Source organism: Bradyrhizobium sp. STM 3562, assembly GCF_045571435.1.
In the GTDB taxonomy this organism is placed as follows: Bacteria; Pseudomonadota; Alphaproteobacteria; order Rhizobiales; family Xanthobacteraceae; genus Bradyrhizobium.
Window position 1 is genome coordinate 5,895,161 of record NZ_CP120694.1, and the last position, 23,444, is coordinate 5,918,604.

18 protein-coding genes and 1 pseudogene are annotated in these 23,444 nt (G+C 58.5%); 14 read left to right on the top strand and 5 right to left on the bottom strand.

What is annotated here, in order from left to right; all coding sequences use genetic code 11:
• Positions 1-322: 322 nt before the first annotated feature.
• The 10 genes from P6U23_RS27365 (at position 323) to P6U23_RS27410 (ending at position 15,003) form a co-directional block, all read left to right on the top strand.
• A complete protein-coding gene (locus tag P6U23_RS27365; RefSeq protein WP_407175578.1) occupies positions 323-1,264 on the top strand; it encodes a LysR family transcriptional regulator in 942 nt (313 codons plus the stop codon).
• A 711-nt stretch (positions 1,265-1,975) separates the two neighbouring features.
• Positions 1,976-2,911 (top strand): LysR family transcriptional regulator, encoded by a 936-nt coding sequence (locus P6U23_RS27370; RefSeq protein ID WP_407175579.1) that lies wholly within the window; start codon positions 1,976-1,978, stop codon positions 2,909-2,911.
• A 1,818-nt stretch (positions 2,912-4,729) separates the two neighbouring features.
• A complete protein-coding gene (locus P6U23_RS27375) occupies positions 4,730-5,494 on the top strand; it encodes a MerR family transcriptional regulator (protein ID WP_407175580.1) in 765 nt (254 codons plus the stop codon).
• Positions 5,495-6,561: 1,067 nt separating this feature from the next.
• The gene (locus P6U23_RS27380) at positions 6,562-7,566 is read left to right on the top strand and encodes a branched-chain amino acid ABC transporter substrate-binding protein (protein ID WP_407175581.1); all 1,005 of its coding nucleotides are present in this window, start codon (positions 6,562-6,564) and stop codon (positions 7,564-7,566) included.
• Between the two features lie 366 nt (positions 7,567-7,932).
• Entirely contained in the window at positions 7,933-9,156 is a 1,224-nt protein-coding gene (locus P6U23_RS27385; protein WP_407175582.1) for a hypothetical protein, read from the top strand.
• Between the two features lie 248 nt (positions 9,157-9,404).
• Entirely contained in the window at positions 9,405-10,523 is a 1,119-nt protein-coding gene (gene hisC, locus P6U23_RS27390; RefSeq protein ID WP_407175583.1) for a histidinol-phosphate transaminase, read from the top strand.
• 104 nt (positions 10,524-10,627) lie between these two features.
• A complete protein-coding gene (locus tag P6U23_RS27395) occupies positions 10,628-11,653 on the top strand; it encodes an LLM class flavin-dependent oxidoreductase (RefSeq protein WP_407175584.1) in 1,026 nt (341 codons plus the stop codon).
• A 201-nt stretch (positions 11,654-11,854) separates the two neighbouring features.
• Entirely contained in the window at positions 11,855-12,286 is a 432-nt protein-coding gene (locus P6U23_RS27400; protein WP_407175585.1) for a hypothetical protein, read from the top strand.
• A gap of 1,810 nt (positions 12,287-14,096) precedes the next feature.
• A complete protein-coding gene (locus tag P6U23_RS27405; RefSeq protein ID WP_407175586.1) occupies positions 14,097-14,402 on the top strand; it encodes a hypothetical protein in 306 nt (101 codons plus the stop codon).
• 349 nt (positions 14,403-14,751) lie between these two features.
• Positions 14,752-15,003 carry a hypothetical protein gene (locus P6U23_RS27410; RefSeq protein WP_407175587.1) on the top strand — a complete coding sequence of 84 codons (252 nt, stop codon included), beginning with the start codon at positions 14,752-14,754 and terminating at the stop codon, positions 15,001-15,003.
• A 375-nt stretch (positions 15,004-15,378) separates the two neighbouring features.
• Here the strand turns inward: P6U23_RS27410 and P6U23_RS27415 are convergent.
• Positions 15,379-15,691: pseudogene (locus P6U23_RS27415) on the bottom strand (efflux RND transporter periplasmic adaptor subunit); the annotation flags it as partial.
• Between the two features lie 83 nt (positions 15,692-15,774).
• Here P6U23_RS27415 and tnpA point away from each other — a divergent pair.
• From tnpA to tnpC (P6U23_RS27430), 3 genes are all read left to right on the top strand, one after another.
• Positions 15,775-16,197 (top strand): IS66-like element accessory protein TnpA, encoded by a 423-nt coding sequence (tnpA, locus tag P6U23_RS27420; RefSeq protein ID WP_407175588.1) that lies wholly within the window; start codon positions 15,775-15,777, stop codon positions 16,195-16,197.
• The gene (gene tnpB, locus P6U23_RS27425; RefSeq protein WP_007601228.1) at positions 16,194-16,547 is read left to right on the top strand and encodes an IS66 family insertion sequence element accessory protein TnpB; all 354 of its coding nucleotides are present in this window, start codon (positions 16,194-16,196) and stop codon (positions 16,545-16,547) included. Before tnpA ends, tnpB begins: the two co-directional genes overlap by 4 nt.
• A 69-nt stretch (positions 16,548-16,616) precedes the next feature.
• Positions 16,617-18,206, top strand: coding sequence for an IS66 family transposase (gene tnpC / locus P6U23_RS27430; RefSeq protein WP_407175589.1), 1,590 nt, complete (start codon positions 16,617-16,619; stop codon positions 18,204-18,206).
• Here tnpC (P6U23_RS27430) and P6U23_RS27435 read toward each other — a convergent pair.
• From P6U23_RS27435 to metC, 3 genes are all read right to left on the bottom strand, one after another.
• Positions 18,189-18,695: an efflux RND transporter periplasmic adaptor subunit gene (locus tag P6U23_RS27435; RefSeq protein WP_407181597.1), complete on the bottom strand. Its 507-nt coding sequence runs from the start codon at positions 18,693-18,695 to the stop codon at positions 18,189-18,191. The genes tnpC (P6U23_RS27430) and P6U23_RS27435 overlap by 18 nt on opposite strands.
• Complete coding sequence (locus P6U23_RS27440; protein WP_407175590.1) at positions 18,655-19,107, bottom strand: biotin/lipoyl-binding protein; 453 nt, start codon at positions 19,105-19,107, stop codon at positions 18,655-18,657. The genes P6U23_RS27435 and P6U23_RS27440 overlap by 41 nt, the downstream gene beginning before the upstream one ends.
• A gap of 949 nt (positions 19,108-20,056) precedes the next feature.
• On the bottom strand, positions 20,057-21,205 hold the full coding sequence (gene metC, locus P6U23_RS27445; protein WP_407175591.1) for a cystathionine beta-lyase: 1,149 nt from the start codon (positions 21,203-21,205) through the stop codon (positions 20,057-20,059).
• Between the two features lie 182 nt (positions 21,206-21,387).
• On the opposite strand from metC, the gene P6U23_RS27450 reads away from it, so the two are divergent.
• Positions 21,388-21,771, top strand: a complete 384-nt coding sequence (locus P6U23_RS27450) for a hypothetical protein (protein ID WP_407175592.1) — start codon at positions 21,388-21,390, stop codon at positions 21,769-21,771.
• On the opposite strand, the gene tnpC (P6U23_RS27455) is transcribed toward P6U23_RS27450, so the two are convergent.
• Positions 21,772-23,397, bottom strand: a complete 1,626-nt coding sequence (gene tnpC / locus P6U23_RS27455; protein ID WP_407175593.1) for an IS66 family transposase — start codon at positions 23,395-23,397, stop codon at positions 21,772-21,774.
• Positions 23,398-23,444 lie beyond the last annotated feature (47 nt).

Genomic DNA, 23,444 nt, shown 5'->3' on the forward strand with positions numbered 1-23,444 from the left:
AGACAGTGGAGAATATAAAAACATTTGAAAAAACCATACGAAGGTTTGTCTGCAGCTGGCTCTGACCGACACTAGCCAGAAGCCGTCGCGCGACACCTTCGCCAAACAGCCTACCCAAGCCCTTGAAAACCAAAGCAAGGCAGACGCGCCTCGATTGATGCCCAGCGCGCAGCAGAGAGTATCTCTCGACCTCAGAGCAAAGCTCGATAACCATCTTGATATGCCCCAATTCTAAACTGAGGTTTGCTATCCGGCATTCGGAAGAATTGGTAAAATCGATTGTTTTTATGAAACACATCCACACTATGGATAAGAACAGACCATGCGTTTCAAAGGCCTGGATCTCAATCTACTCGTGGCGCTCGATGCTCTAATGACCGAGCGTAATCTGACTGCGGCAGCTCGACGGATCAACCTCAGCCAGCCGGCAATGAGCGCGGCGGTTGCGCGCTTGCGCGACTATTTCGGCGATACGCTATTTACGATGCGGGGGCGCGAGCTTGTTCCAACAGCACGTGCGGAAGGGCTTTCCGGCCCGATACGGGAGGCGCTGTCGCACATTCAGCTCTCCATCATTTCGCCCGATGGCTTCGACCCCGCGCAATCAACTCGTGTTTTCAAAATCATTCTTTCCGATTTCATGACGGTCGTCTTCTTTAAAAAGATCGTCGACCGCCTCGCTCGTGAGGCTCCCGGCGTCAGCTTCGAATTGCTACTCGCCGACGAGCCCGATGAACTTCTTCGCCGTGCCGAAGTGGACTTTCTGATCTTCCCAGATCGGTTCATGACGAACTTGCACCCTAAGGCGACACTTTTCGAGGACAGGTTCGTGTGCGTGACTTGCCGCAACAACAAGCACGTGCCTGGCGAGCTCACATTTGACGACTACATGTCGATGGGCCATGTCGTCGCCCGGTTCGGATCTGGAATAAGGCCCAACCTGGAGGAATGGCTGTTCATTGAGCACGGCTGGAAGATACGTACCGACGTCGCGGTGCAAGGCTTTACCATGATCCCGCCGATGCTGTGGGGGACGGACCGTATAGCGGCAATGCCATCAAGGCTGGCAAGGCTTTTTGCAAAGACAACACCCCTGCGCATCCTCGAACCACCGCTCCCACTTCCGGACTTTACGGAATCGGTCCAATGGCCAGCGCTTCACAACTCTGATCCGGGAAGCATTTGGCTGCGACAAATATTTTTGGAGGAAGCTTCCTGCATGGATTGTCCGCGAAGGACCACTGAAAGCCGCAAGCAGTGCTAAGCATGCTCAATTCATTTACTGCGTCAGATGGTCGCGCCTTTCGAGGGCGCTGGTCCGTCGGCTCACTCGACTTTGCTGTGCCTTCCCGCAGGTGCGCTGCCCAGCAGCTCGCGCGAGCCTGTTTCCGCACCTATATGGCAGTCCCAACTCTATCTCACAGCCAACTGGATTCAGCGCAGCTCAGTCTCCGTTCCCGAGCGCACTTGTTCATTGCTCGGACTACCCGCTAGTGATTTCGCGCACAGGCTCTGGGCCGCTCCGAGAAGGCGGAGACGGCATTTGACCAGATCATCGCAAAACAGGATCTAGAGCTCCGCCTAGCCAGGCACAGCTGTGGCGAGACTCTATTCGGTGCTAAACGACGATTTATATCTTCGCAAGTAAGCCCTCTTGAATCGCCCATTGCGTCAGGTTGTAAGCAATGCAACGAAGCTCAACACTACTCGGCATCGATAGCGCTGTGGCGGTTCTGCTGGGCGTCACGGCGCGCACCTCAGCTCAAAATAACTGGTTTTCCCGCCTGCGGGCCAATGGCCCTACGTCAAGGCGGGCGTCGACTTGTATGGAAGCTTGCTGCTTTGGCGTCAGATCTGTTCGGCCGCCTATGAGAACGAATCCCTCGTAGGCTGAACGAGCCAAGTCGAAGAAGGTGAGGCTCTGGGATAATGCTCGCTAAGGTCACGCACACAAACACCGGTTCTTAAGTACAGAATGCGTTTTAAAGGCTTTGATCTAAACCTGCTCGTCGCACTCAACGCTCTGATGGCTGAGCGTAACGTCACGGCTGCGGCGCGGAGCATCAACCTGAGCCAACCGGCGATGAGTGCCGCCATTGGTCGACTGCGCGCGTATTTCGGGGACGAACTCTTTACCATGAGAGGACGAGAACTCGTCCCAACGCCGCGCGCGGAAAGCCTTGCCGGTCCAATTCGCGAAGCTCTTCTGCACATCCAGCTCTCTGTCATTTCAAAGGACGTTTTCAACCCGGCCGAATCGAATCGCCGCTTCAGGATTCTTCTTTCCGATTTCATGGCGGTGGTGTTTTTTCGGAATATCGTGGAGCGCATTGCCCGGGAGGCTCCCGCGATCTGTTTTGAATTTTTGCCACTCGGTGACGAGCCCGATGATCTTATCCGACGCGGCGAGGTCGATTTTCTTATCTTACCGGAATTGTTCATGTCGAACGCGCACCCTAAGGCGCCTTTGTTCGAGGAGCGGCTCGTCTGCGTAGGCTGCCCGACGAACGAGCAACTGTCGCGCCAACTTACGTTCGAGAAATACATGTCGATGGGCCACGTTGCAGTGAGATTCGGACGTACACAAGTTCCAACGATAGAAGAGACTCTTTTGCTCGAGCGCGGCCTTAAGCGACGAGTCGAGATCGTTGTGCAGAGTTTTGGCATGATCCCGCCCCTGCTCGCGGACACCGGTCGTATCGCGACGATACCCTCAAGGCTGGTTAACCATTTCGACAAAACCATGCCCCTGCGGATAGCTGATATTTCTCTGCCATTTCCGGCATTCACCGAAGCTCTCCAATGGCCCGCGTTTCACAACAGTGATCCGGCTAGCATCTGGATGCGCGAACTCTTACTTCAGGAAGCGTCTCGTATGGCTCCCGTGCGCGCCACCGAGCACCAGGCCTAACGCGCTAGGATCGCGGTCGCGCGGGGCTCTCTGCAGTAACCCTCTTGCTCTTCGGAGTCCCTCTCGGTTTCCCGGGAGGGCGAATCAACCGCAATGCTGGCCTATACGACCGGTGGCGGCCGGCGGCCCCATTCTCGTCGTGGCTGCATCACGATGTAGTTGTCGCGATCTACCTACAGGTCTTTATTAGCTGTGTGAGCAAGCCCCCACCCGAGCCTCCGCTGACATTCCCCTCTGCTCCAAGCGGCTGAGGCATCGGCGAAGCCACCGAGTGATTCAGCAATCGATCCAGATTCGTTCGCACCTTAGCACCAGCTCTTGGAGTGTTTTTCAGGACCTGGAGCCGAGATCTGTGGCCGGGGCTCCCAATACTGCCCACCCACCTCTCAAATAATGAGCTGGCTTGCTTTTATCGGCCACGGGCAGTTTTCTTGAACAGGACACTTTGTCCGTCTCGATTAGGCAAGGGAGCCGTTTTGATGGACGTGTCAGAGTGCACGCTGACACGTTGCCAATAGACCTCCCTCCAATTCGATCCTTCGCGCGGCGCGCAGTTTCCAGGTGCTTACGCAGACAAGCGTTCGACAGCGTAATATTCCTGCTGGGCCGTCTTGAGGTCCGAATCGACTGCCCTAGATGCTCTGGGCCGCATGGACACTCATTGCGCGAATAGGCTCACGATGATAGAGCACGTGCGGTCCCGCTCCGCAGAGCGCTCGAATCGGGTCTGCCCTACGAACGCTTTAGCAGGCACGTTCACATGTCGAGTGCCTTAAGCATCGCATCGTCCAACAAATCCAATTGCTCAGGACCGGCCTGAGGCAAACCGCGCCAAGGCGAGCCGCTTGCCCAACGCACTCACACCGTCTCTCCGTCTCTTACACGGACAGCACATGATTCGATTATGACCATGCAGCTCATACTGTTTGGGTCGCCCGCGATCCTCCTCAGCATCCGCACTGACGCTTGCCACTGCGACCACGCAACGATCTATGGTTTGCGCCGCACCTATCGACCGCGTGAATGTCTGTCATCACGCGCGGTGATGAGTAACCGACGCCGCCAATCATTCATTCATCGAGAGCGATTCGTTGTCAGGCCGTTTGACACATTGTCGCGCTGGCACGACGCGCTCTGAAGCATCGCGTGGCCGACATAATACCACGACTGCTTCTCGCCAGCCCTGTATCAGACCACGCATCGTCATGTATCCGGACTGGGTTGTGTCGGGCATTGGGTGTCTGAAAACAAACAGCTAGCCCGTTGGCGGCGCACGTATAACAACACTCCCATCGGCTTATTTATTGCACATCACGCGCGCGATACTTCCGAACCGTGCTGCAAGAACTATGTTGCATGACGGCATCACTGGAACGCACAAGGCATCTTCGTCGTTGTACGCCCCCGGTCCGTCTGATTTTTGCCCTACCGCCGCCAAACGCTGTGGCCACGTGCGCCTCTCCAGTGCAACGATACACACGGAGCGAATGTTGCAGCAGTGCAGTGGTGTCTATGATCCGGAAGAGCTTTCGGTGTTGGGAAGGATTTTTGATGAGGCAATCGCGATGCTACCCCCATCGATGCAGACCTCCGACAATCGCACAGCAATCGCCAAGCTTGTTCTCGAGCGGGCCGGCGGAGGCGAAGGTGGGCTGGGGTCATTGAGGAGCTTGATGGACGCAATTGCGTCTGCCGCTTGATCATGCGGCGTCCACCAAAGCCCATGTCAGTCGCATCGAATGGTGACGATTCAGCTAGACCCTTGAAATCGCTTGAATCTCACGTGACGTCAGGTTGTAGGCTTCAAACTTGAGAACCATGACAAAAGCTACACCACGAAGGCGTCGATGGCGCATTGGCGAACTTGCAGAGGCGACCGGCGTAACGGTGCGCACGCTGCATCACTATGAGCACATGGGCTTACTCACTGCGTCTGAGCGCACTGACGGCGGTCACCGGATGTACGACCGCGAGAGTCTCAAGCGCGTGTATCAAATCCGTGCTCTGCGTGAGCTTGGTTTCTCGCTCGAAGAGATTCGCAGAGCGATGGACGGCAGGACGTCGCTCACTGAACTGTTGCACAAGCATTTGGAGCAAATTGAACTTCAGGTAGCGCGTACAACCATGCTGCGAGATCGTTTGCGCAATATGACCATGCCTGGTGAAATACAGGTCAGTGTGGATCAGCTTCCCGCCACTCTCGATGCAATGTCCCGCGATGAGCAGCGCAACCAGACAGGGCAGTGCGAATGCGATCTAGACGAAGATCGAGAGGACCGCTGGCGACAGATACGCGACCGCTTGCGTGAGTGCATGGAGCGCGGCGAGCAGCCTTATAGCGAGCGGTCAACCGCGGTGGCGGTTCAGGCTCGCTCGCTTATCACGGAAATCGCTGGGGTCGATTCGACCGTTTCCACCATTCTCAAGGTTCTCACCAGATTAAGCACACCGCGGACCCTGGCGGGCTGGGATCCAAGCCTCATGCGGTATCTCGATCTCGCGCTTAGCGCCTTGGAGAACCGGCCCCGCTCAGGCAACCCCTCCAGCCTCGCTCAGCCGTCGACCACGACGGGGCGAACATGAGGTTTTATGAGGCATTGAACGATTCCCGCTTCGCTTCTTAGGAGGACGAGGCGCTCTTCCCTGCATGCCTGGCCGCCCATCATTGAAGTGTGCCTGAGCCACACTTTGGAACGCTCCAATGTTCTTGATTGCCATCGCGACATTTCGCGCACCGTTTTGGCCACTTCAGATCACGACACCTATCTGCGGATTGCCGGCCTTGTAAGCGGCCCAACGCGTGCGAACTGATGTTCGAGGCGACGGCATAATTATCCCAGATGAAGCCGCCGAAACATTCAACCAAGACTTCGTACCCGTGCCGTTGCAAGCACGACCCTCGGTGCGCTCTGGTTCTCAAAGTGTCTGGTGATATGAGGGGGCGGATCGGTCCGCCTGCTGCTTTAAAAGGCTCGCAGACGCTTCGATCTTCTCAACCTGACTTTCGTCCTCGCCGACAAGTGTCAAGCAAAAGGATAGCAAGGAGGGCCGGACGATCACGTGGGCTCGAATGGGTAATCCTGGAGCGCTCGATCAGCCGTCGATCACCCATGTCTGTACCCAGGCTCGATGCTGACGTACGGGAGAACTCAGCCCGTCGTCTACTTTCTGGCTCCCTGACGCTGGTATTGGCCTCTGGTGGGGCGTGAGCGAAAGTTTCGCATCAGCCACTCTCGCCACCTGCAGCGGGACGGTTGGATGAACATGTGCTCAACCGCGCCGCGCGAACTCGATTCCCAGCGTGATTTGGAGGATAGCTCGAAGGGGCTTGAATCGCACGTAACGTCAAATTGTAGCATCTTCCAAGCACGAGTGTCTGGCGAGCAGCGCGAACGTTGCACTGGTGAGCCGCAGATAGGCGCGCGTGGCCCCATCGGACTGATGGGACTCTCGTTTGATTGAGGCCGACGCGGCAGGGCGTGGGCCCCCATTCAGACGGAAGGCTCAGCTAGATCATCGCAACAAGTCAGGATGAGACCCTTCTAATGTCATTCTCTCGAGTCTTTGCATTTACAGCTTGCGCGTTTGCCGCTTCTGCTTCCATTTCCGCCGCACCGGCGGCTGACATCACGATCGCTGTCGCGGGACCAATGACCGGCACCACTGCTGCGCTCGGTGCTCAGATGCGCGACGGCGCTGCCGCGGCGGTAGATGCCTTAAATACCTCCGGCGTGCTTAGCGACACAAAGGTCGTACTGCGGGTCGCCGATGACGCTTGCGATCCCAAGCAGGCCGTTGCAGTTGCGAATCGGTTGACCATGGACCAGGTCAAATTGGTCGTTGGCCACTTTTGCTCGGCTTCGTCGATTCCGGCGTCCGACGTTTACGCCGAAGCCGCTGTTATCCAAATCTCACCTGGCTCGACCAATCCTCGCCTGACGGAGCGTGGTCTGAAGAATGTGTTTCGGACCTGCGGCCGGGACGACCAACAAGGCGTTGTGGCGGCCGAATACATTCTGCGACACTATCCAGAGACGAAGATCGCCGTCCTTGACGACAAGAGCACCGCTGGCAAAGGAATTGCCGACGTCGTTGCGTCGCGTCTTGAGCAAGCAGGTGTAAAGGTGGCAATGAGGGAGAGCTATATTGCGGGCGAAAAGGACTACACGGCAGTCGTCTCACGGCTGAAGCGCGAAGGAATTAAGCTCGCTTATATCGGCGGTTATTACACCGAGATTGGCTTGATTGTTCGTCAGGCTGCAGAGGCAGGCGCCGGCATCAACGTCATGGCGAACGATGCTCTCATGACCGGCGAGTTCTGGAGCATCGCGAGCGACGCTGCAAATGGCACCCTGTTTACCTTCATGCCTGATGCTACGAAGAACGCCCAGGCAGCGGAGGCAGTTGCAAGGCTGGAACGTTCCAACCGGTCTGCGGAAGGCTACACTCTTTACGCTTATGCCGCGGTTCAGGCATGGGCGGACGCCGTCAAGCGGGCCGGCACCTTCGACGGCCCTCAAGTCGCAGCCGCGCTCCGGGCTGCGCCAATCGAAACAGTTATCGGCAGGGTTCATTTCGACCACAAGGGGGACAATGAGGGGCCCGGCTTTTTCGTTTATCGCTGGCACGACCATGTTGTCGAACCCGCCGAATAGCAAAGCTCGTCGCATCGGAACACCGTGGCTTGCATATCAATGAATGGGTGGAATTGTGAAACGTCCTCGTAGCGTTGACGGCGGCGCGTTCGTCGCGTTTGTCCTCTTCGCGACAGCAATTGCGGGACTCTTGTTTGTCTGCTTCCGGGCGGTGCTCGCTGCCATGTACCCTGTTCCTGACGATCCTGAGGACCTGCTTACGCCTGTTGAGACAAACCAGTCGGCATCGCCTCTGGACTATTCTTGCCTGGCGTTTTGCTTGAGCGGCGGGGAGCGTCGCTACGGGCTTCGTCTCCTTGAACTGATGCGATCGCCGCCGTCTTGGCACCGTCAGCTGCGTGATACGCCGGAACGAGGAGCGCTCTGATGCGGAAGATACTCGCAGCTTGCGGCGCAATTGCCCTCGTGCAAGCTCACGCCGATGCGCGACATTTGACATCCGACAGAGAGCTAGGCCCAGCGATCGTCCAACCACTCGATGGTCCAAGCCCGGGTGTCGCCTTAAAGCGCGCTGCAGATCGTCCGTCCCATCTAAGGTCAGTAAACCCCGATGGTGCAGCGGCAAAGGCCCGCGTGGAAGCGACTGGCGAAGCTGAGCCCAATGACATCAGCGCGACGCTTGCCTTTCTGCTCGACGTCTATGGCCCGGCGCCCGAAACTAAGCAATCTCAGGATCGTAGGCGCGAATACGCCCAGAAGTACATCGATTCGCACCCGGGCATGCCGGGCGTTCTGTTCATCGAAGATGTTGTCGATCACGGCAGCTCGAATACATCGGTCGGGCAGCACCAGCTCGAGTTCCGGCAGACCTTGGTCAACTATTATGTCGGCGGCGGGACTTTGAACGATACCGTGTTCGGTTTCATCGACGGGCCGTACCCTCCGATGTGGACCACGGAGACGTCGGCCGTCTACACGAGTTTGATATACGTCGATGCGCAGGGAAACGAGACGTACGTCAGCCAGGCAAAGGTCAACGAGATGGCTGAGCTTGCTCCCGGCCTGAGCCAGGAGATGATGCAGCGCCAAGAGACTGACAGACGCTATAAGGCAAGCCAGGTTTCACTTGCTGAAGCGATTAAGCAATCCTCGGACAGCGGTAAAGATGAAGGCCTTCAGGAGCTGCGTCAGCGTCAGCAGCAACTTTTGGCCGAGCGCGAAGAAGAGCTGCGAAAGCGGCAACAGCGCGATGCAGAGATGGACCGCATGTATGAGCTTGGCTTAAGAGCTGACTCCGGAACCATCAGCCTTTCCGAACAAAAAGAGCTGGACAATTACATTGAAAAGGCTGAGCCCGAGGTCGCGACTGGCACCCCAGCCGAGCCCGTTATTAGCCACGCGCTCAAGAGCTGCCCGATCTGCCGCCGTATAAACGTTGCGGCGCTGCGCGGCCGACACTTTACGGGGACGTTGCGTTTCATCTCGAACTCTGATCGATCTTTGGTGAAGGTCTATCGGCATGGTTGCGGCCAAGCGATAGCCGTACTGCGGAGCGTGAGAAGCGACCTCTCCGGGCCGATATTTGGTACCTGGACCAACGCAGGAATGGTATCTCCGCCAACGCAAGATACGGCAATAAGCATCCCATAAATTGAGCGTTTAAGCCCACGCAAGCAACACTCGTTCAAGGATCGATCGTTCGTCTGTTTCATATCGTTCCGGCTCTCGCTGCTACGGTGAGGTGGTTCAATGTGCGGCAGCGGCCTGATTTGCTCAATGGCTTGGTTGGTCGCCGCTGATTGAACGTGCCTCTCCGCCCACCATAAGCACCGAAAGGAGCCGAGGCGGGTCATTCAAAGCAACTGCAGCTAGCGCTAGTCGACCAAAGGGAGAAAACGATGTCGGACGCAAAACTTCGCAGTGTGCTTTCTGCCCTAGCTCCTGTCGCGAGCCAGTTAAGTACTCTGCCTGCCGGCCAACCGGCCCCGGATGGAAGCTATGTGAAGCTAAACACGAACGAGAATCCGTTTCCACTACCGGATATAGTGAGGCAAGGTGCAATTGCGGCCCTCGAGCGACAATACCTTTATCCCGAGGATGACAATCTTGGTTTGAGGCAAGCAGCCGCCGCTTCTTACGGCGTGCCGACCGACCATGTGATTGCCGGCAACGGATCATCTGAGCTTCTCGGGCTCGTTTACCGAGCCTTCCTTGCCCCGGGTGACAGCGTGGCGATGGTCTCCCCAGGCTTCACATTCAATCGCAAACTTGCCCTGTTGCAGGGGGCCCAGTTCCTTGAAATCGGGTGCCTGGACGTTGACTCGTTACCCACAGAGGAGCTGCTTCATGGGCCGGCGAGAAAAGCCAAGTTCATTCTGCTAGCCAACCCGAACAACCCGACCGGGACCTTCGTTCCAGTTAAAGATATCGAACATCTTGTCGCAGAATCCGACCGTCTCGTCGTCTTGGACGAGGCCTATGTCGACTTTGCGCCTGATAATGGCCTTCGCCTTGTCGGCCGATATCCGAATCTCCTGATCCTGAGGACATTTTCGAAAAGCTACGCTGCCGCGGGCATCCGCGTCGGCTTCGGCTTAGGCCATCCTGAGCTTATCGGAAGGCTTCGCAATATCCAAAACGTTTTCAGCATGAACGTGATTGGTCATGCGGTCGGCCTCAGCGTTCTTGCGCATCGCGACGCTTACGAGGAGAACCACAGACACATTCGGGATGAAAGAGAGCGCGTTACGACCGCCCTGTCTCATCTAGGCTTTGCTGTGGCGCCCTCTCACGCCAATTTCTTGCTCGCCCGCGTGCCCGCGGGTCACGACGGCAGATGGTGGCAAGCAGCTCTGGAAGACCGCAAGATACTTGTCGCCTTCTTTCCCGATAAGGGGCTTGAGGATCGGATCCGCGTCAGCATCGGCACAAGAGCGCAAATGGATACATTCCTTGCCGCTGTGAGTGACATCGCACGATCGGCTCCATTTGCTCCCCGCCTGACGAGCATTGGCTAGCAGCCGGCGGAGCCGAACACGCATCAGTGTCCATGACGTCGCTGGGCCGGAAAACACGACCGGGCTTACCCCCAAAATTTGAACCCAAACTTGGAGATGAATGAGTGAACAGCACACTTCCTTCAAAGATAACCTGCGGCATCTTTGATCATCTGGACGAGGACGGACGTGATGTCTCTCGACAGTATGCCGACCGCCTCGTACTGGCCGAGGCATACGATCGCCTCGGTTTCTATGCCTATCATGTGGCAGAGCACCATTGCACGCCGCATGGTAGAGGTCCTTCGCCGAACTTGTTCTTGTCAAGCGTCGCACAGCGCACGCGTCGACTTCGGCTTGGCCCGCTGGTGATGCTACTCAATCTCTATCATCCGCTCCGTGCATTCGAAGAGGTTTGCATGCTCGACCATTTGAGCGCGGGCAGGCTCGAGCTGGGCATCGGGCGTGGCTCCGCGCCAATTGAATGGGGCTACTTCGGGATTACTGCGGACGTGGCGCCAGGCCGTTACGACGAAGCCAGTGAAATCCTCATGAGTGCGATGAAAGGTGGCACGCTGTCTTATAAGGGGCAGTATTTCGAATTGAACGGGGCTCCCTTGACGCTAGGGCCCCATCAGCGTCCATATCCGTCGACTTGGGTCGCTACCAATCGACCGGAAACTGCAGCTTGGGCTGCCACAAGGCGCGCAAATCTGGCATGTCTTGGCCCCTCCTCCGCTGTCCGAAAAATTACTGATGCGTTCCGCGCGCATCAAGACGCCGATCCTAAAGCCAGTGACGAACAGCCCTTTCTTGGATTGCTGCGCATGATCGTGATTGCAAGCTCTCACGCAGATGCCTATTGGCTCGCCACAAGTGCTTACGAGCGATGGCTGGAAAGCTTTAAATTCCTGTACGAGCTGAATGGTATCCCGACTCCACCTAACCTGCCGCTGACCTTCGAGGGTGCACTCGAAAGTGAGTTGTGCGTCGTCGGAACGCCATCATCTGTGTGCCAAACGCTTCGCAATCATCTGGAAGAGGCAGGTGCGAACTACCTCTTGTGCCAAGTCGCGTTTGGAAATCTAGCGTTAGATGCCTCCCTGTACACGGCAAGCGCAATCCAATCCGAAATTAATGGCGTCGGCTGAGCAGGGTCTGGCCATTCGACTCTTGAGATCAGCTTCGCATGCCCGCGCTGCTTCACGTTTCCCCAGGGCACTCTAACGGGAGCGCACGCCCTCGGCAGTGCCAACAACGGTTCGTGACGCGGCACGAGCGTGCATGGGGCGACGTGCCGCGATGTCCGCGACGCGCCCACCCCTTCAACTATAGCTATGGAACACATTCGAATGACAAAAGACAGACCGGCCATCGCCTTCGCCCTCGCATGCATTCTGCTGGCCAGCCTTCGTTATGGGCCTGCCGGCGCGCAGGAGCCGGCACATCAGCAGCTTGCCGCCGGCAAACCGATCAATATCGGCGACGTATTGTCGGGCGAACTCAATGTGCTGAAGGTGCTCGAGCCGAGGAGCGGCAAGAAAGTGGCCGCTTACCAGATCACTTCAGAACCGCGCCAGCTGCCCTCACCAAGTGGGTTATGCGACCTGGAGACTGGCCCGGAGACGTTCGAGCTCCTCACAATCCCCGGCGCGGACGATCAGCTGAAAGGGCTTGTCGGCAAGAAGATCTCCGTAAAAGTCGACGAAATCGCCTGTGCTGAGAATGCTCGGCATCTCAGCGAGGCGGTGGTCAAGAAATGGAGCCTAGTGAAACGTCGTTGAGCTTTCCTCCCATCCAATAGAGATCGGATGCTGGGCCCGCCGCAATAGAGTTCTTGCGGCGAGTCCCCTGATATCGAAGAGCGGCATCGACGTACCGGTCAGGAACGAGAGGGTCGAAAACCATTGGTCGACGACCCATGCCTGCAAGCAGCTCCCTACCCTGGCGCACGCCTCTATGAGACTGTCACCGGACGTATCAGAAACATTCCGCGCACCATGCTTGATCGTTAATGTTCCGGTCCGAAAACGACCAGCACGTCTCGTCGGCTTTCATCGCCAACGAGCCTCCCACCGCGTTGCCAGCAAGCAGCGCGACAGCGTCGCCAATGCATCTCCGCTTGCGCACACGGTCACGTTGAGCTAGCTGCGGTCCTAATCAGCTAGCCTTCTCAAAACAGGGACACGTTCGCCGATGGCTCACCGCGGTCACTGACGGGCATTGACCAACGCATTGCCAGACCGGCGGCGCAGACGTCCTCCGTGCGGGGTGCCCGGATGATTTTTCGTTGCGACGGCACTCCACTCACCCGGTCACACCTGCGCTGTGTCGCCGACCATATTTGGTCGGCCGCAGTTATATCGCACTTCCGAAAGACCAATTGTGCGCCGGCGGACGTGCGATTTGCTCGAGGAGATGGTTTGGCGAGCTCTCCATCCAGCAGACCTGCGTTCATGCGCCCTCACAAGCGTCGAACGCCGCTATGGACGATGCGAGATGAGCGGAATTCCCCTTGCTTGCCGCCAAACAGCGCTATGCGGATGCCTCTGGCGACGATCCGACAGTCGGCATGCGGGGATACCTTCGTCATTGCAAGCAGCCACGACTTGCGTGATCCGTAAGCTGAATGACGCAACTACTCTCTTATCCACAATGATCACCTCGCCATAGCGATGCCATGAATGTGACTATCGAGGAACATAAATTCCGTAGCATCAAACGCCAGAGGAGAGCTATCAGTGCGCGTTAGTCCGTATTTCGATGAGATCAAGGCGCGCGCGCTGCAGCTTCTGACGGGTTTTTGTCCCACCTCGACCACAGTTGTCGGAATCAAAGGCGAACTCCGATACGCCGTGCGCAACGCACTTCGACAAGCCCGCGATGAGATGTACCAGCGCGAGAGGTCTTGCATGATGCGAACGCGAGCAGAGCGGGCTGCTGCTTATCGGCGGACGCATTTCAACATCGGTAACTTCGCGCTGGCAGAACGGGAGATTCGTCAACTCATTTGGACCCGGCTTCAGCACTGACCCTGCACTACTTCTGACGGTTTGGAACTTCTCTATACGTGGAGCGTTCTGGCATGGCACAGCGATTGCTCGAGAGCACCGCGCCATGGGCTTTTTTCTCATTTCGGGCGCACAAGCTTGACTGTTCACCTCCCACCTCAACACCGGATTCGAAATCGCGATGGACGCGGATGACAATAGCGATCTCTTGTTGAAGAACTTCGCCAGCATCGTGAAATTCAGCAATTCTTGGATCGATTTGGCTTTCCGCCGAGCAAAACTCCACGCTCGCGCAGAAATCGACGCTTCTGTTCTGCGAGACTGCTCCGGCCCCGATAACGCGAGAGAGCAAACAGAAGCAGCAAACCAAAGGGATCGCGGCCCAATAGCCCCCTGCCTCGGCCGAAGAGGTTGATTGAGTGCGGCCGGATCTAAGCAAGGAGCAGTCGAAGGTTGAGCAACGCCACACAATTCGCAACCATGTTTCACAACGATATCTTGGTGACCTTGGCGGTGGTTAGGTCAGTCAACTCGCAAGTTCGGGTTCTAATTGAATAATCCGAAAGCGCGTCGAAACTCGACAATGGTGTTCAAGAGCCGACAAATGTTCGGCCGACCGCCGCTCCAGGAGCGACCCGCGGCCGGCACCGGAGTGTCGGTTCCCGACGTAAGGAGAACGATCAATTTGTCTGACCAGCCACCAGCCGCAGACGCGTCGATCGCGAGGATCGATCAGGTCATTCAAAAGTTTCGAGAACTGATCGACACCGACAACTCGGTACCCCCTCGCCTTCGGGCTGCACTGCACACGATTTTCGACGAGCATCTCGTCTGCGCGAGGAGACGGATCCGCGAGCACATCGTCGAGCAAAGGGCGCAACGGCAATGAGCATTCCGTCGCTATTCGCGTGCTAAGGCTTTCGGTCCAACTAAGGCACTTCTTGGGCCAGACGGCGGCATTCCTCAGATCGAGTATATCGCTCGATCGGCAGCGTATCAGCGCCACCGATTGGCTCCCTCTGAGTTCTGCTCGAGAAGACGCGATTGGGCTCTCGATGGCGACTAGCATCCCATTCAGAGATTCGATCAGGCCGATCACCTCAGCCTGCGAAGTCGCGCTTTGCTAGGTTCGCAAGGCGGCGGGGTACGTGCCGACAGCGCTGGGTAAACGGCTGTGGGCGAATGGACATTTGTACGGCATGTCCGTGCATTGAGCTTAAGACGATAAAGGCAACGTCATGGATAAGATTTCACAAATCGAGGCGGAGCTTCGACAGATGGAGGCGGTGTATGCTCGCAAGAGCAGCGCGCTCGCGGAGCTGGCGGATGCGTGCCGTAGGAAGTTCGTCGAATTAATCGAGGCCAAGGCGGTACGCGACGGGAAAGTCGCCGCTCAGACCGGTAGCGGCTGCGATCCGATTGTCGGCTTCCCAAGCTGTCCTACAGCTCGCGCCATCGTGCTTGCCAGCAGAGACGAGGACCAAGCGTGACTACAGCGGATGCACCGCATCACCTGCAGCGAAATACGAATTAGCGGCCTCTCCCATCCACGCGACGCTGCCGTAGGTTCGCCGGTTCAACTGGTAGGGCGAGCTTTCATACCCCAGGACGCACCGGTGACGACGGTCGTAGGCTATTGAAGAAAACCGGACGTTTAAAGTGTAACATTGGTCTCATCACGAGCCTGAACCCGCCCTACCCTGACATCATCTTGGGTCGTCTGCCCAAAGCCGGGAATCCCCAGAGCGCTGGGCTCGCCGCCCGGCAACAAGGAAGCGCGCTCGCGCCGATGAGACAATCGGCCGGAACGGGTGAACATCCATTTGTCAGCGAACAAGTTCGGCATCCAGCTTACCCTCGCTCCTTTATCGTGTACCGCTCGCCCGATCGGCTTCTTCAGTCCATTTTAGCGGCTTCACCTTATCTCCGGGCGGCGAACTTCTGAAAGCCTTCCACCACGACTCGGTCGCCCGCTTTCAATCCATCAGTGATGAATAATTTTCCGTCCTGCAGCGAACCGGTGTGAACCGACTCCAGAACGACGCGATTGTCCTCTTTGAGGACGAACACTGCACTTCCAGCCTTCTTGCGCCGGACCGCCTGCTGCGGAACGGCGATCGCCCCGCTGTCAATGCCCTGCTCGATGCAAACCCGCACGTACATGCCCGGCAGCAATTCGTGCGTAAGCGCTTATCCGGAGCCCTTGCTTCGGGATCTGGATAGCTGTGCGAAGAAGCCTCCGGCTTGGACGGAGGTTTGTGATGGGATTGGACAGCAAAAAGGACGTCCATTTGGACGTCTCATCGGCCGGGTCGGTGAGCCGGTTAGAGATCCTTGAAGGGCCGTCAGGACGTCGAGTTCGGTCTGAAGCAGAGAGAGCCCGGATCGCTGCCGAGAGTCTGCTACCCGGCGCCCAGGTATCCGAGGTGGCGCGCAAGCACGGGGCGACGCGCTGGCAGATCTACGATTGGCGACGGCGGTTTCGACAGCGAGGCGTTTTGCCGCCGTGTGAGGCGTCCCCGCCGACATTTGCACCGCTGGTCGTGGAACGCGCGTTAGAAGAGGGTCAGGCTCCGGCGATCAAGCTTGAGATCGCGATCGGTGATGTCGTGCTGCGGACGGATACGGCCATTGATGCCGAGCAGTTATCCCGGTTGATCCGTGCGGTGCGAGCGTCACGATGATCGCGGCCGGTGCTGATCTGAAGATCTACATCGCGACGCGGCCGATCGACTTCCGCTGTGGCCACGACGGGCTTGCGGCAAAGGTGCAGGAGATGCTTCGTCTCGACCCGTTCAGCGGCGCAGCCTTCGTGTTCCGATCGAAACGAGCGGACCGGATCAAGATTTTGGTCTGGGATCGAACGGGCCTGGTGTTGGTGCACAAGCGTCTCGAAGGTTGCAAGTTCGTTTGGCCAACGATCGCAGACGGCGTGATCCGGATATCGCCGGCGATGTTCGCGGCCCTGTTCGAGGGGCTGGATTGGAGGTTGGTCCGCCCGGAAGAAGCGCGGCGTCCTCAGGCGGCTGGATAACTGCGGCAGAATGACTCGGAAGCTATTTTGAACGTGGCAGGCGCGGCGGCGATGTGCTCGAAATAGCGCATGAGCATCGCGGCGCTGCGCGACGAAAATGAACAATTGAAAGCGCTTTTGGCGCAAACGCAGGCGGCCTTGAGCGAGCATCAGGGGGCGCTGGCGGCGTCGGAGGAAGCACGGCGTCGGCTGGAGGTCATTCTCGGCGAATTGCGGCGCGACAGGTTCGGCGCGAAGTCCGAGAAGCTGCGGCCAGATCAGTATCATTTGCCGTTGGAAGACGTGGAGATCGCCCAAGGCATTCTGGACGCGGCGCAGGAGAGAGCCGCGGCTGTGATCAAGGGCCGATCGCGCAGCGATCCGGATCAAGGCTCTCATCGCAACCGAGGCTGCTTGCCTGCCCATTTGCCGCGCGTGGAACGGATCATCGAGCCTGCAAGCACGCTCTGCCCGTGCGGTTGCGGCGCCATGACGAAGATCGGCGAGGACGTCAGCAAGCGCCTCGATGTGATCCCGGCGCAATGGCGCGTGCTGGTCACGCGCCGGCCGAAATACATCTGTCGCCGGTGCTCGGGCCCCGTCGTGCAGGCGCACGCACCGGAGCACGTCGTGCCCGGCGGACTGCCGACCGAAGCGGCCATCGCGCACGTGATCGTCTCCAAGTTCGGCGACCACACGCCGTTTTATCGTCAGGCCGAGATTTATGCGCGCCAGGGCATCAGGCTTGATCGGGCGACGCTGGGCAACTGGTCTGGCCGCGCCTGCTTCCACCTTCAGCCTATCGCGGACCACATGCGCCACCACTTGGCTATGGCGGATCGGTTGTTCATGGATGAGACCAGGGCGCCGGTACTCGATCCGGGGCGTGGTCAAACGAAAAAGGGCTACTTCTGGGCGATCGCCTCAGACGACCGCGGCCACAGCGGCCCAAGTCCACCGATCGTGTTGTTCAGGTATGCCCCCGGTCGCAGCGGTGCCTTCGCGCAGCAGTTCCTCGACGGCTTCGGCGGGATCTTCCTGCAATGCGACGCCTATGACGGTTATGACCGGCTGACCGAAGTTGCTCGACCGCAAGGGCCGTGGACGCTCGTGCATTGCTGGAGCCATTTGCGCCGGCGCTTCGTCAAATTGGTGCGCAACAGCAAGTCACCGATCGCCGAGGCCGCCGTGCGGCACATCGCGCAGCTTTATGCCATCGAAGCCATGGTACGCGGTTCATCGCCGGACATCCGCTTGGCAGCGCGCAAGGAGCACTCGCTGCCCATGGTCGCCGCGCTGAAGTCGTGGTTCGAGAAGCAGCTGTCGATGATCTCCAGCGGATCGACGCTCGCCGAGGATATCCGCTATGCGCTCAATCATTGGGAGGGGCTGACGCGCTTCCTCAAAGACGGACGTCTCGAGCTCGACACCAACCCGGTCGAGAACGCCATCCGGCCAGTCTGCTTGACCAGGAAAAACGCTCTCTTCGCCGGACATGAAATCGGGGCCGAAAACTGGGCCCTGCTGGCATCGATCGTAGCCACCTGCAAACTCAACGACGTCAATCCGGCCAGCTACATCGCCGAAACACTCGAGGCGATCATCGACGGCCATCCCCATAGCAGAATCGAAGACCTCATGCCGTGGCGATTCCGCAAGCCGTCAAGCCCGCATCAATAGGGTGACGGCTGAGCGCTTACATTCGTGCTTGGGGTTGGGAAATTCCGCACGCAGGCTGATCTGACCGGTCGATGTATCGACGCGAGCGTCAGAAAACAGCAATTTTCCCGCAGCGGGATAGACGGTGACGTCGTCAAAGCCCACGCGAACCTTTGCGGTATCAAGCGCAATGCGATCGAGATCGCCCGCCTCAAAAGCGAGATGCAACTGATGCAGTTCGCTCGCCGACTGAGTGAAATCGGCATAGATCGGGTCGAGTTGCTGGACGGTCGCGAGCTTGGTCTGGTCTTTAATAACCAGCGCCCCCTCGCTGACCAGCGCAGGGCCGACTACGCCGTCAATCGGTGTGCGGACCGTCGTATAATCGAGATTGAGCCGGGCGCGTGCGAGCGCGGCTTTTGCCCGGTCCACATCCGCCTGAGCCTGGCGCTCGGCGGAAATAGCCCTGTCATTCTCCGCCTCTGATACAGTGCTGCTTTTTGGCCAGATAGCTCATACGCTGTGCCTGTCGTAGCGCCTGGCGCAGCTTGGCTTCCGCTTTGGCCAACGCGGCCTCGTTCGATAGCACCTCGATTTCGAATGGTTTAGGGTCGATGCGATAGAGAGGATCGCCAGCCTTGACTTCGCTTCCCTGATGGAGCAACCGCTCGACCACGATTCCCGAAACTCGCGGCCGCACCTCGGCGACGGGCATCGCTGCGATCCGCCCCGGCAGCCGCCTAATAACGGCGCGCGCCTCCGGCTTGATAGTAACCACGGTAACTTCTGGCTCCGACATCTCGGTTGCGGCGCTTGCGGACTCGTCTTTATCACAGGCAGCGACAATCGGCATAAGCGCGGTGAGAAGCAGTGCGATGCGTACCGGTGAAACGCGAGATGGCGACATGAGACTGATTGCCATTGATTCACCCGGCACCGGTTCAGCGGTGGAGCGGCCAGGGTGCAGCCCACCTGACCCAACCGACACAGCGTTTGGTGGTTGCGACGCAATACGGAGGAGCCGACGCGAATTGGGAAGGAAGCAGACTTAGCTGCTGCTAAACCGCTGAGAGCCGGCGGACCTCGGAACCTTACCGGCTTGTGATTCACGCCTCGCGTCTGAGGCATCTTGAGGCGCCATTTGAACAACGGGTCGATCGCCGCTCGAGGACGATAGTGTCCGGTCCACCCTGCTCGAGGAAGATCATGTGGGCGAGCTGGTGCCGGAAAGGACGGTCGCGGCACCGATGGGTATGGCCGGGCGCCTTGACTATAGCCGCTAGTGGAAGCGCCATCTGAAAAATCGAGCTCGCCAAACCGCCCCAGCTCGATATTGTTGCTTGGCGAGCCGACGCGTGGCCGCGAAGAGTGCCCAGCCTTATCGCTTGTCCAGCCGAACTTCTACCAGGTCCAAGCAAGTGCATCATAAAGCGCTCGATCAAGAGCGTTGCCTAATGTATTCAATGCTGGTCCCCTCGTCGGATTTGCCTTCAAAGTTGGTGTGACGTCCTCGACGGACTCGCCGCTACGGCTTCTCTGTTGAGTAGGCGCAGGCATTTTGGAGCTGTTTGAGCGCCCGTTGAGGCACTAGGACGCACGGGAGAAACGTTTTATGCCGGTCCCAATGCCGCGGCCGACTACCGGGCTGGCGCAGGCGCTCTTTATCGAGCTCCAAGCTAACTGGCCCCTTCATTTTTGGTGCGCAAAGGCCAAGCAACCGCGCGGTAGGCTGAGACCTTGCCGAACTGATCTCTCATCTAGAATGTCCACCGCACCGCTGCCCAACCGCTATTACCGTGAGACGTTGGCCAACCCATGCGATCCCTCCTTCGCATTTGCCTTTGAAGAGCCCTGCAAGCCGCGGGGGCGGATCAGCCAGTGAGCACGCCCTCTTGCCAGCGAGCGCCTCTGCCGGCGCCGAGGTTGGACACCTCTTGCAAAGCTTGATGCATATCTTCAATCAGATCGCTCGCGCTCTCCAAGCCGGCGTGAATGCGAATTAGCGGCCCCTCGAACGAGAGTGAGCTTTGCATTCGTTTCGGTGTTTCAACCGATAAGATGAGGCTTTCATACCCGCCCCAAGACGCGCCGATGCCGAAGAGTCGCAGGCTATTGAAAAAAAGTGAGAGTTGAGCCCGCGACAGTGGCTTCAGCGCGACTCCGAACAGTCCGCTCGCTCCTGAAAAATCACGTTTCCAAATAGCGTGGCCAGGATCACCGGGAAGCGCTGGGTGCAAGACCTTGTCGACAGCGGGGTGCGCTCCCAAGCTCTGGGCCAGTTCGAGGCCATTGCTCCAATGCTGCTTCATGCGTGCGGCCAGTGTACGCAATCCCCGGAGCGCCAAATAGATGTCGTCCGGCCCGCCAATCTCTCCGAACTCGTGGGCACTCGATTTCAGCGCGGGCCAAGCGCCCTCGTTGGCAGTCGCGATGCCAAGAAAGCCGTCGGAATGACCGAGGATATACTTCGTTGCGGCATGGATCGAGATGTCCACGCCATGATCAAACGGCTTGAAATAAAGAGGTGTCGCCCAAGTGTTATCCAAGATAACGAGCGCATCAGACTGATGGGCGACCGCAGCGAGCGCGCGAACATCCTGAACCTCAAAGGTCATCGACCCAGGTGACTCCAGATAGACGGCTCGGGTATTTGCTCTCATCTTCGCCGAGAGATCCGACACTTCAGTTGGATTGAAGTACTCCACTTTAATCTGAAGTCTTGCGAGAACCTGGTCTGCGAACGTTCTGACGGGCGAATAGACGCTGTCGGTGATCAAGACGTGATCGCCCGCCTTCAGCACGCCGATAAGCGAGTGCGTGCAAGCGGATAGGCCTGACGGGAATAAGATGGATCGGTAACCGCCCTCTAGTTCGCAAACAGCGGATTCAAGTGCGCGGGACAGCGGCGAGCCGAAGCGCCCATAGCTACCAATGACATTTTGCTTACGCGACTCCCATTCTTCCAGAGTTTCCGAGAGGATTGTAGATGCTCGGTAAATGGGAATGTTAGTGAGCGTCATGGGAGGATCGCCGTGTCCGGCCTTGACTAGCGCGGAATGCTCTGGATAGCGCAGTCAGGGTGATTGACGCTACCGTTGCGCGGTGATGGGGTGATCCCGGGTTGGAGCGGGCAACGGGGCATCAGAATGACCAGCGATTCTCAGCTGCGCGAGAAGCGCTTCGGAAGATCGAGGCGTTGTTCGTGGGTGCTGGAACTGCTGGTGAGCGCCTTGCGGCGGAAGCTGCGCTGCAGCGGGTGCGCGCCCGGGTCGAGGAGCTGGCGCGTCACGATCCGCCGATCGAGCAGCAATTCTCACTTCCTGACCAATGGTCGCGGCATCTGTTTCTGGCGCTTTGCCGCCGGTACGGGCTACGGCCGTTTCGTTACCACCGCCAGCGACGCAACACGGTGATGGTCCGCGCGTCGCGGGGCTTCGTCGACAAGATTCTGTTGCCGGAGTTCACCGAGCTGGAGAGGGCGCTGCAAGTCTATCTACACGAGGTGACGCTGCGCGTGATCCGCGAGGAAATCTATGACGACACCAGCGACGCGCAGGAAGTTCCAGATGCTCTGCCGTCGAACTGATCAGGCGGCGAGCTTTGTCTCCGAACCATCGCGCTCGGCCTTCCAATTCCACGGCAGCAGCGTGTGCAGCTGATTGATCTTTGTGCGTCCAGAGACGATGCGCTCAAGAACGTCGGTCAGATAGTGCCGTGGGTCGATATCTTGCAGCTTTGCCGAGTTGATGAGCGACGCGAGAATGGCCCATGTCTCGGCGCCGCCTTCGCTGCCCGCGAACAAATAGTTCTTCTTTCCAAGCCCTATCGGCTTGATGCTGCGCTCGACCGTATTGTTGTCTATTTCAATGCGTCCGTCATCGATGAAGCGCGTCAGGCCGTCCCAGTGGTTGAGGGTGTAGCGGATGGCTTTGCCCAGACCGGATTTCTTCGAGACTTCCAGCAGCCGCGCCTCGAGCCAGGGTTTGAAGTCCTCGATCAACGGCCTGGTATCGCTTTGCCGCACTGCAGCCCGATGCGCCGCCGGCAGACCGCGGATGCGATCCTCGATAGCGTAGAACATCGCGATCCGTTGCAGCGCTTCCGCGGCAATCGGCGACTTGGTCGCGACGTGAACGTCCCAGAACTTCCGCCGCGCATGCGCGAAGCAGAACGCCAGCTGCATCAGACGGCCGCCGCTCTTGATCAGGCCCTTGTAGGCGGCATAGCCATCGACCTGCAGGATGCCGTGGTAGTCCCCGAACAGCTGCTTGGCGCGGATCGCCTTGCGATCCTCGGCAAACACGTAGACCACCGCCGGCGGTGCCGGGCCGCCCCACGACCGGTCATCGATGGCGATTGCCCAGAACTGGCAGACTTTGGTCCTGCCACGGCCGGGATCGAGAACCGGCAGCGGCGTCTCATCGGCAAACAGCCGTGGATAGGACATCATCGTGTCGCGCAACAGCGCGTGAAGCGGCTTCAGCCACCAGGCAACGCGGCCCATCCACGAGGCCAGCGTCTGCCGGTCGAGCGTGATGCCTTGCGCGGCGAACATCTGTTCCTGCCGATACAGCGGCAGCTGGTAGCCGTATTTCATCACCGCGATGTGGGCCAGCAAGGCTTCCGTCACCATCCCGCCATCGATCGCCTGGGCCGGCGCGGGTGCCTGCAGCACACCCTGGCGGCATCCCCGGCAGCCGTACCGCGGACGCACAATGCGCTTGACCCGGTACTGCATCGGAATGACGTCGAAGGCTTCCTTGACGGTCTCCGCGATCTTGTGCAGCCGCTCGCCGCAGCAGGGGCAGATGTGGCTCTCGATATCGATCACGACATCGATGCGCGGCAAATGCTCCGGGAGCGTCCCCCGGTTGCGTCGCGCCGGTCGCTTTCCACGGCCCTCCGCTCCGTCAGGCAGCCTGCCTCCGGTCACGTCGTCGTTGGCGGCACGAGCCACCTGTGCCGTGATGGTGAAGAGAGACAGTTGTCCGGGATCCAGTGTCTCGGAGCGGGGACCGAAGATCGTGCGCTGGTACTGGGACAGGATCATCAGAAGCTTGTCGTTCTCCTGGACTGCAGCGTCGCGTTGGGCGATCGCCGCATCACGCTCGGCCGAAAGCGTGCTGCATTCCGCCGACAACGCCGCAAGCCGTGACGACAGCGTCGTCACGGTTTGTCGAAGCAATGCTGGATCGGAAGGCAAATCACTCATGCAGAGTGGTTCTACAACAGCTCCGCATGAGTGACGAACTACTTTGA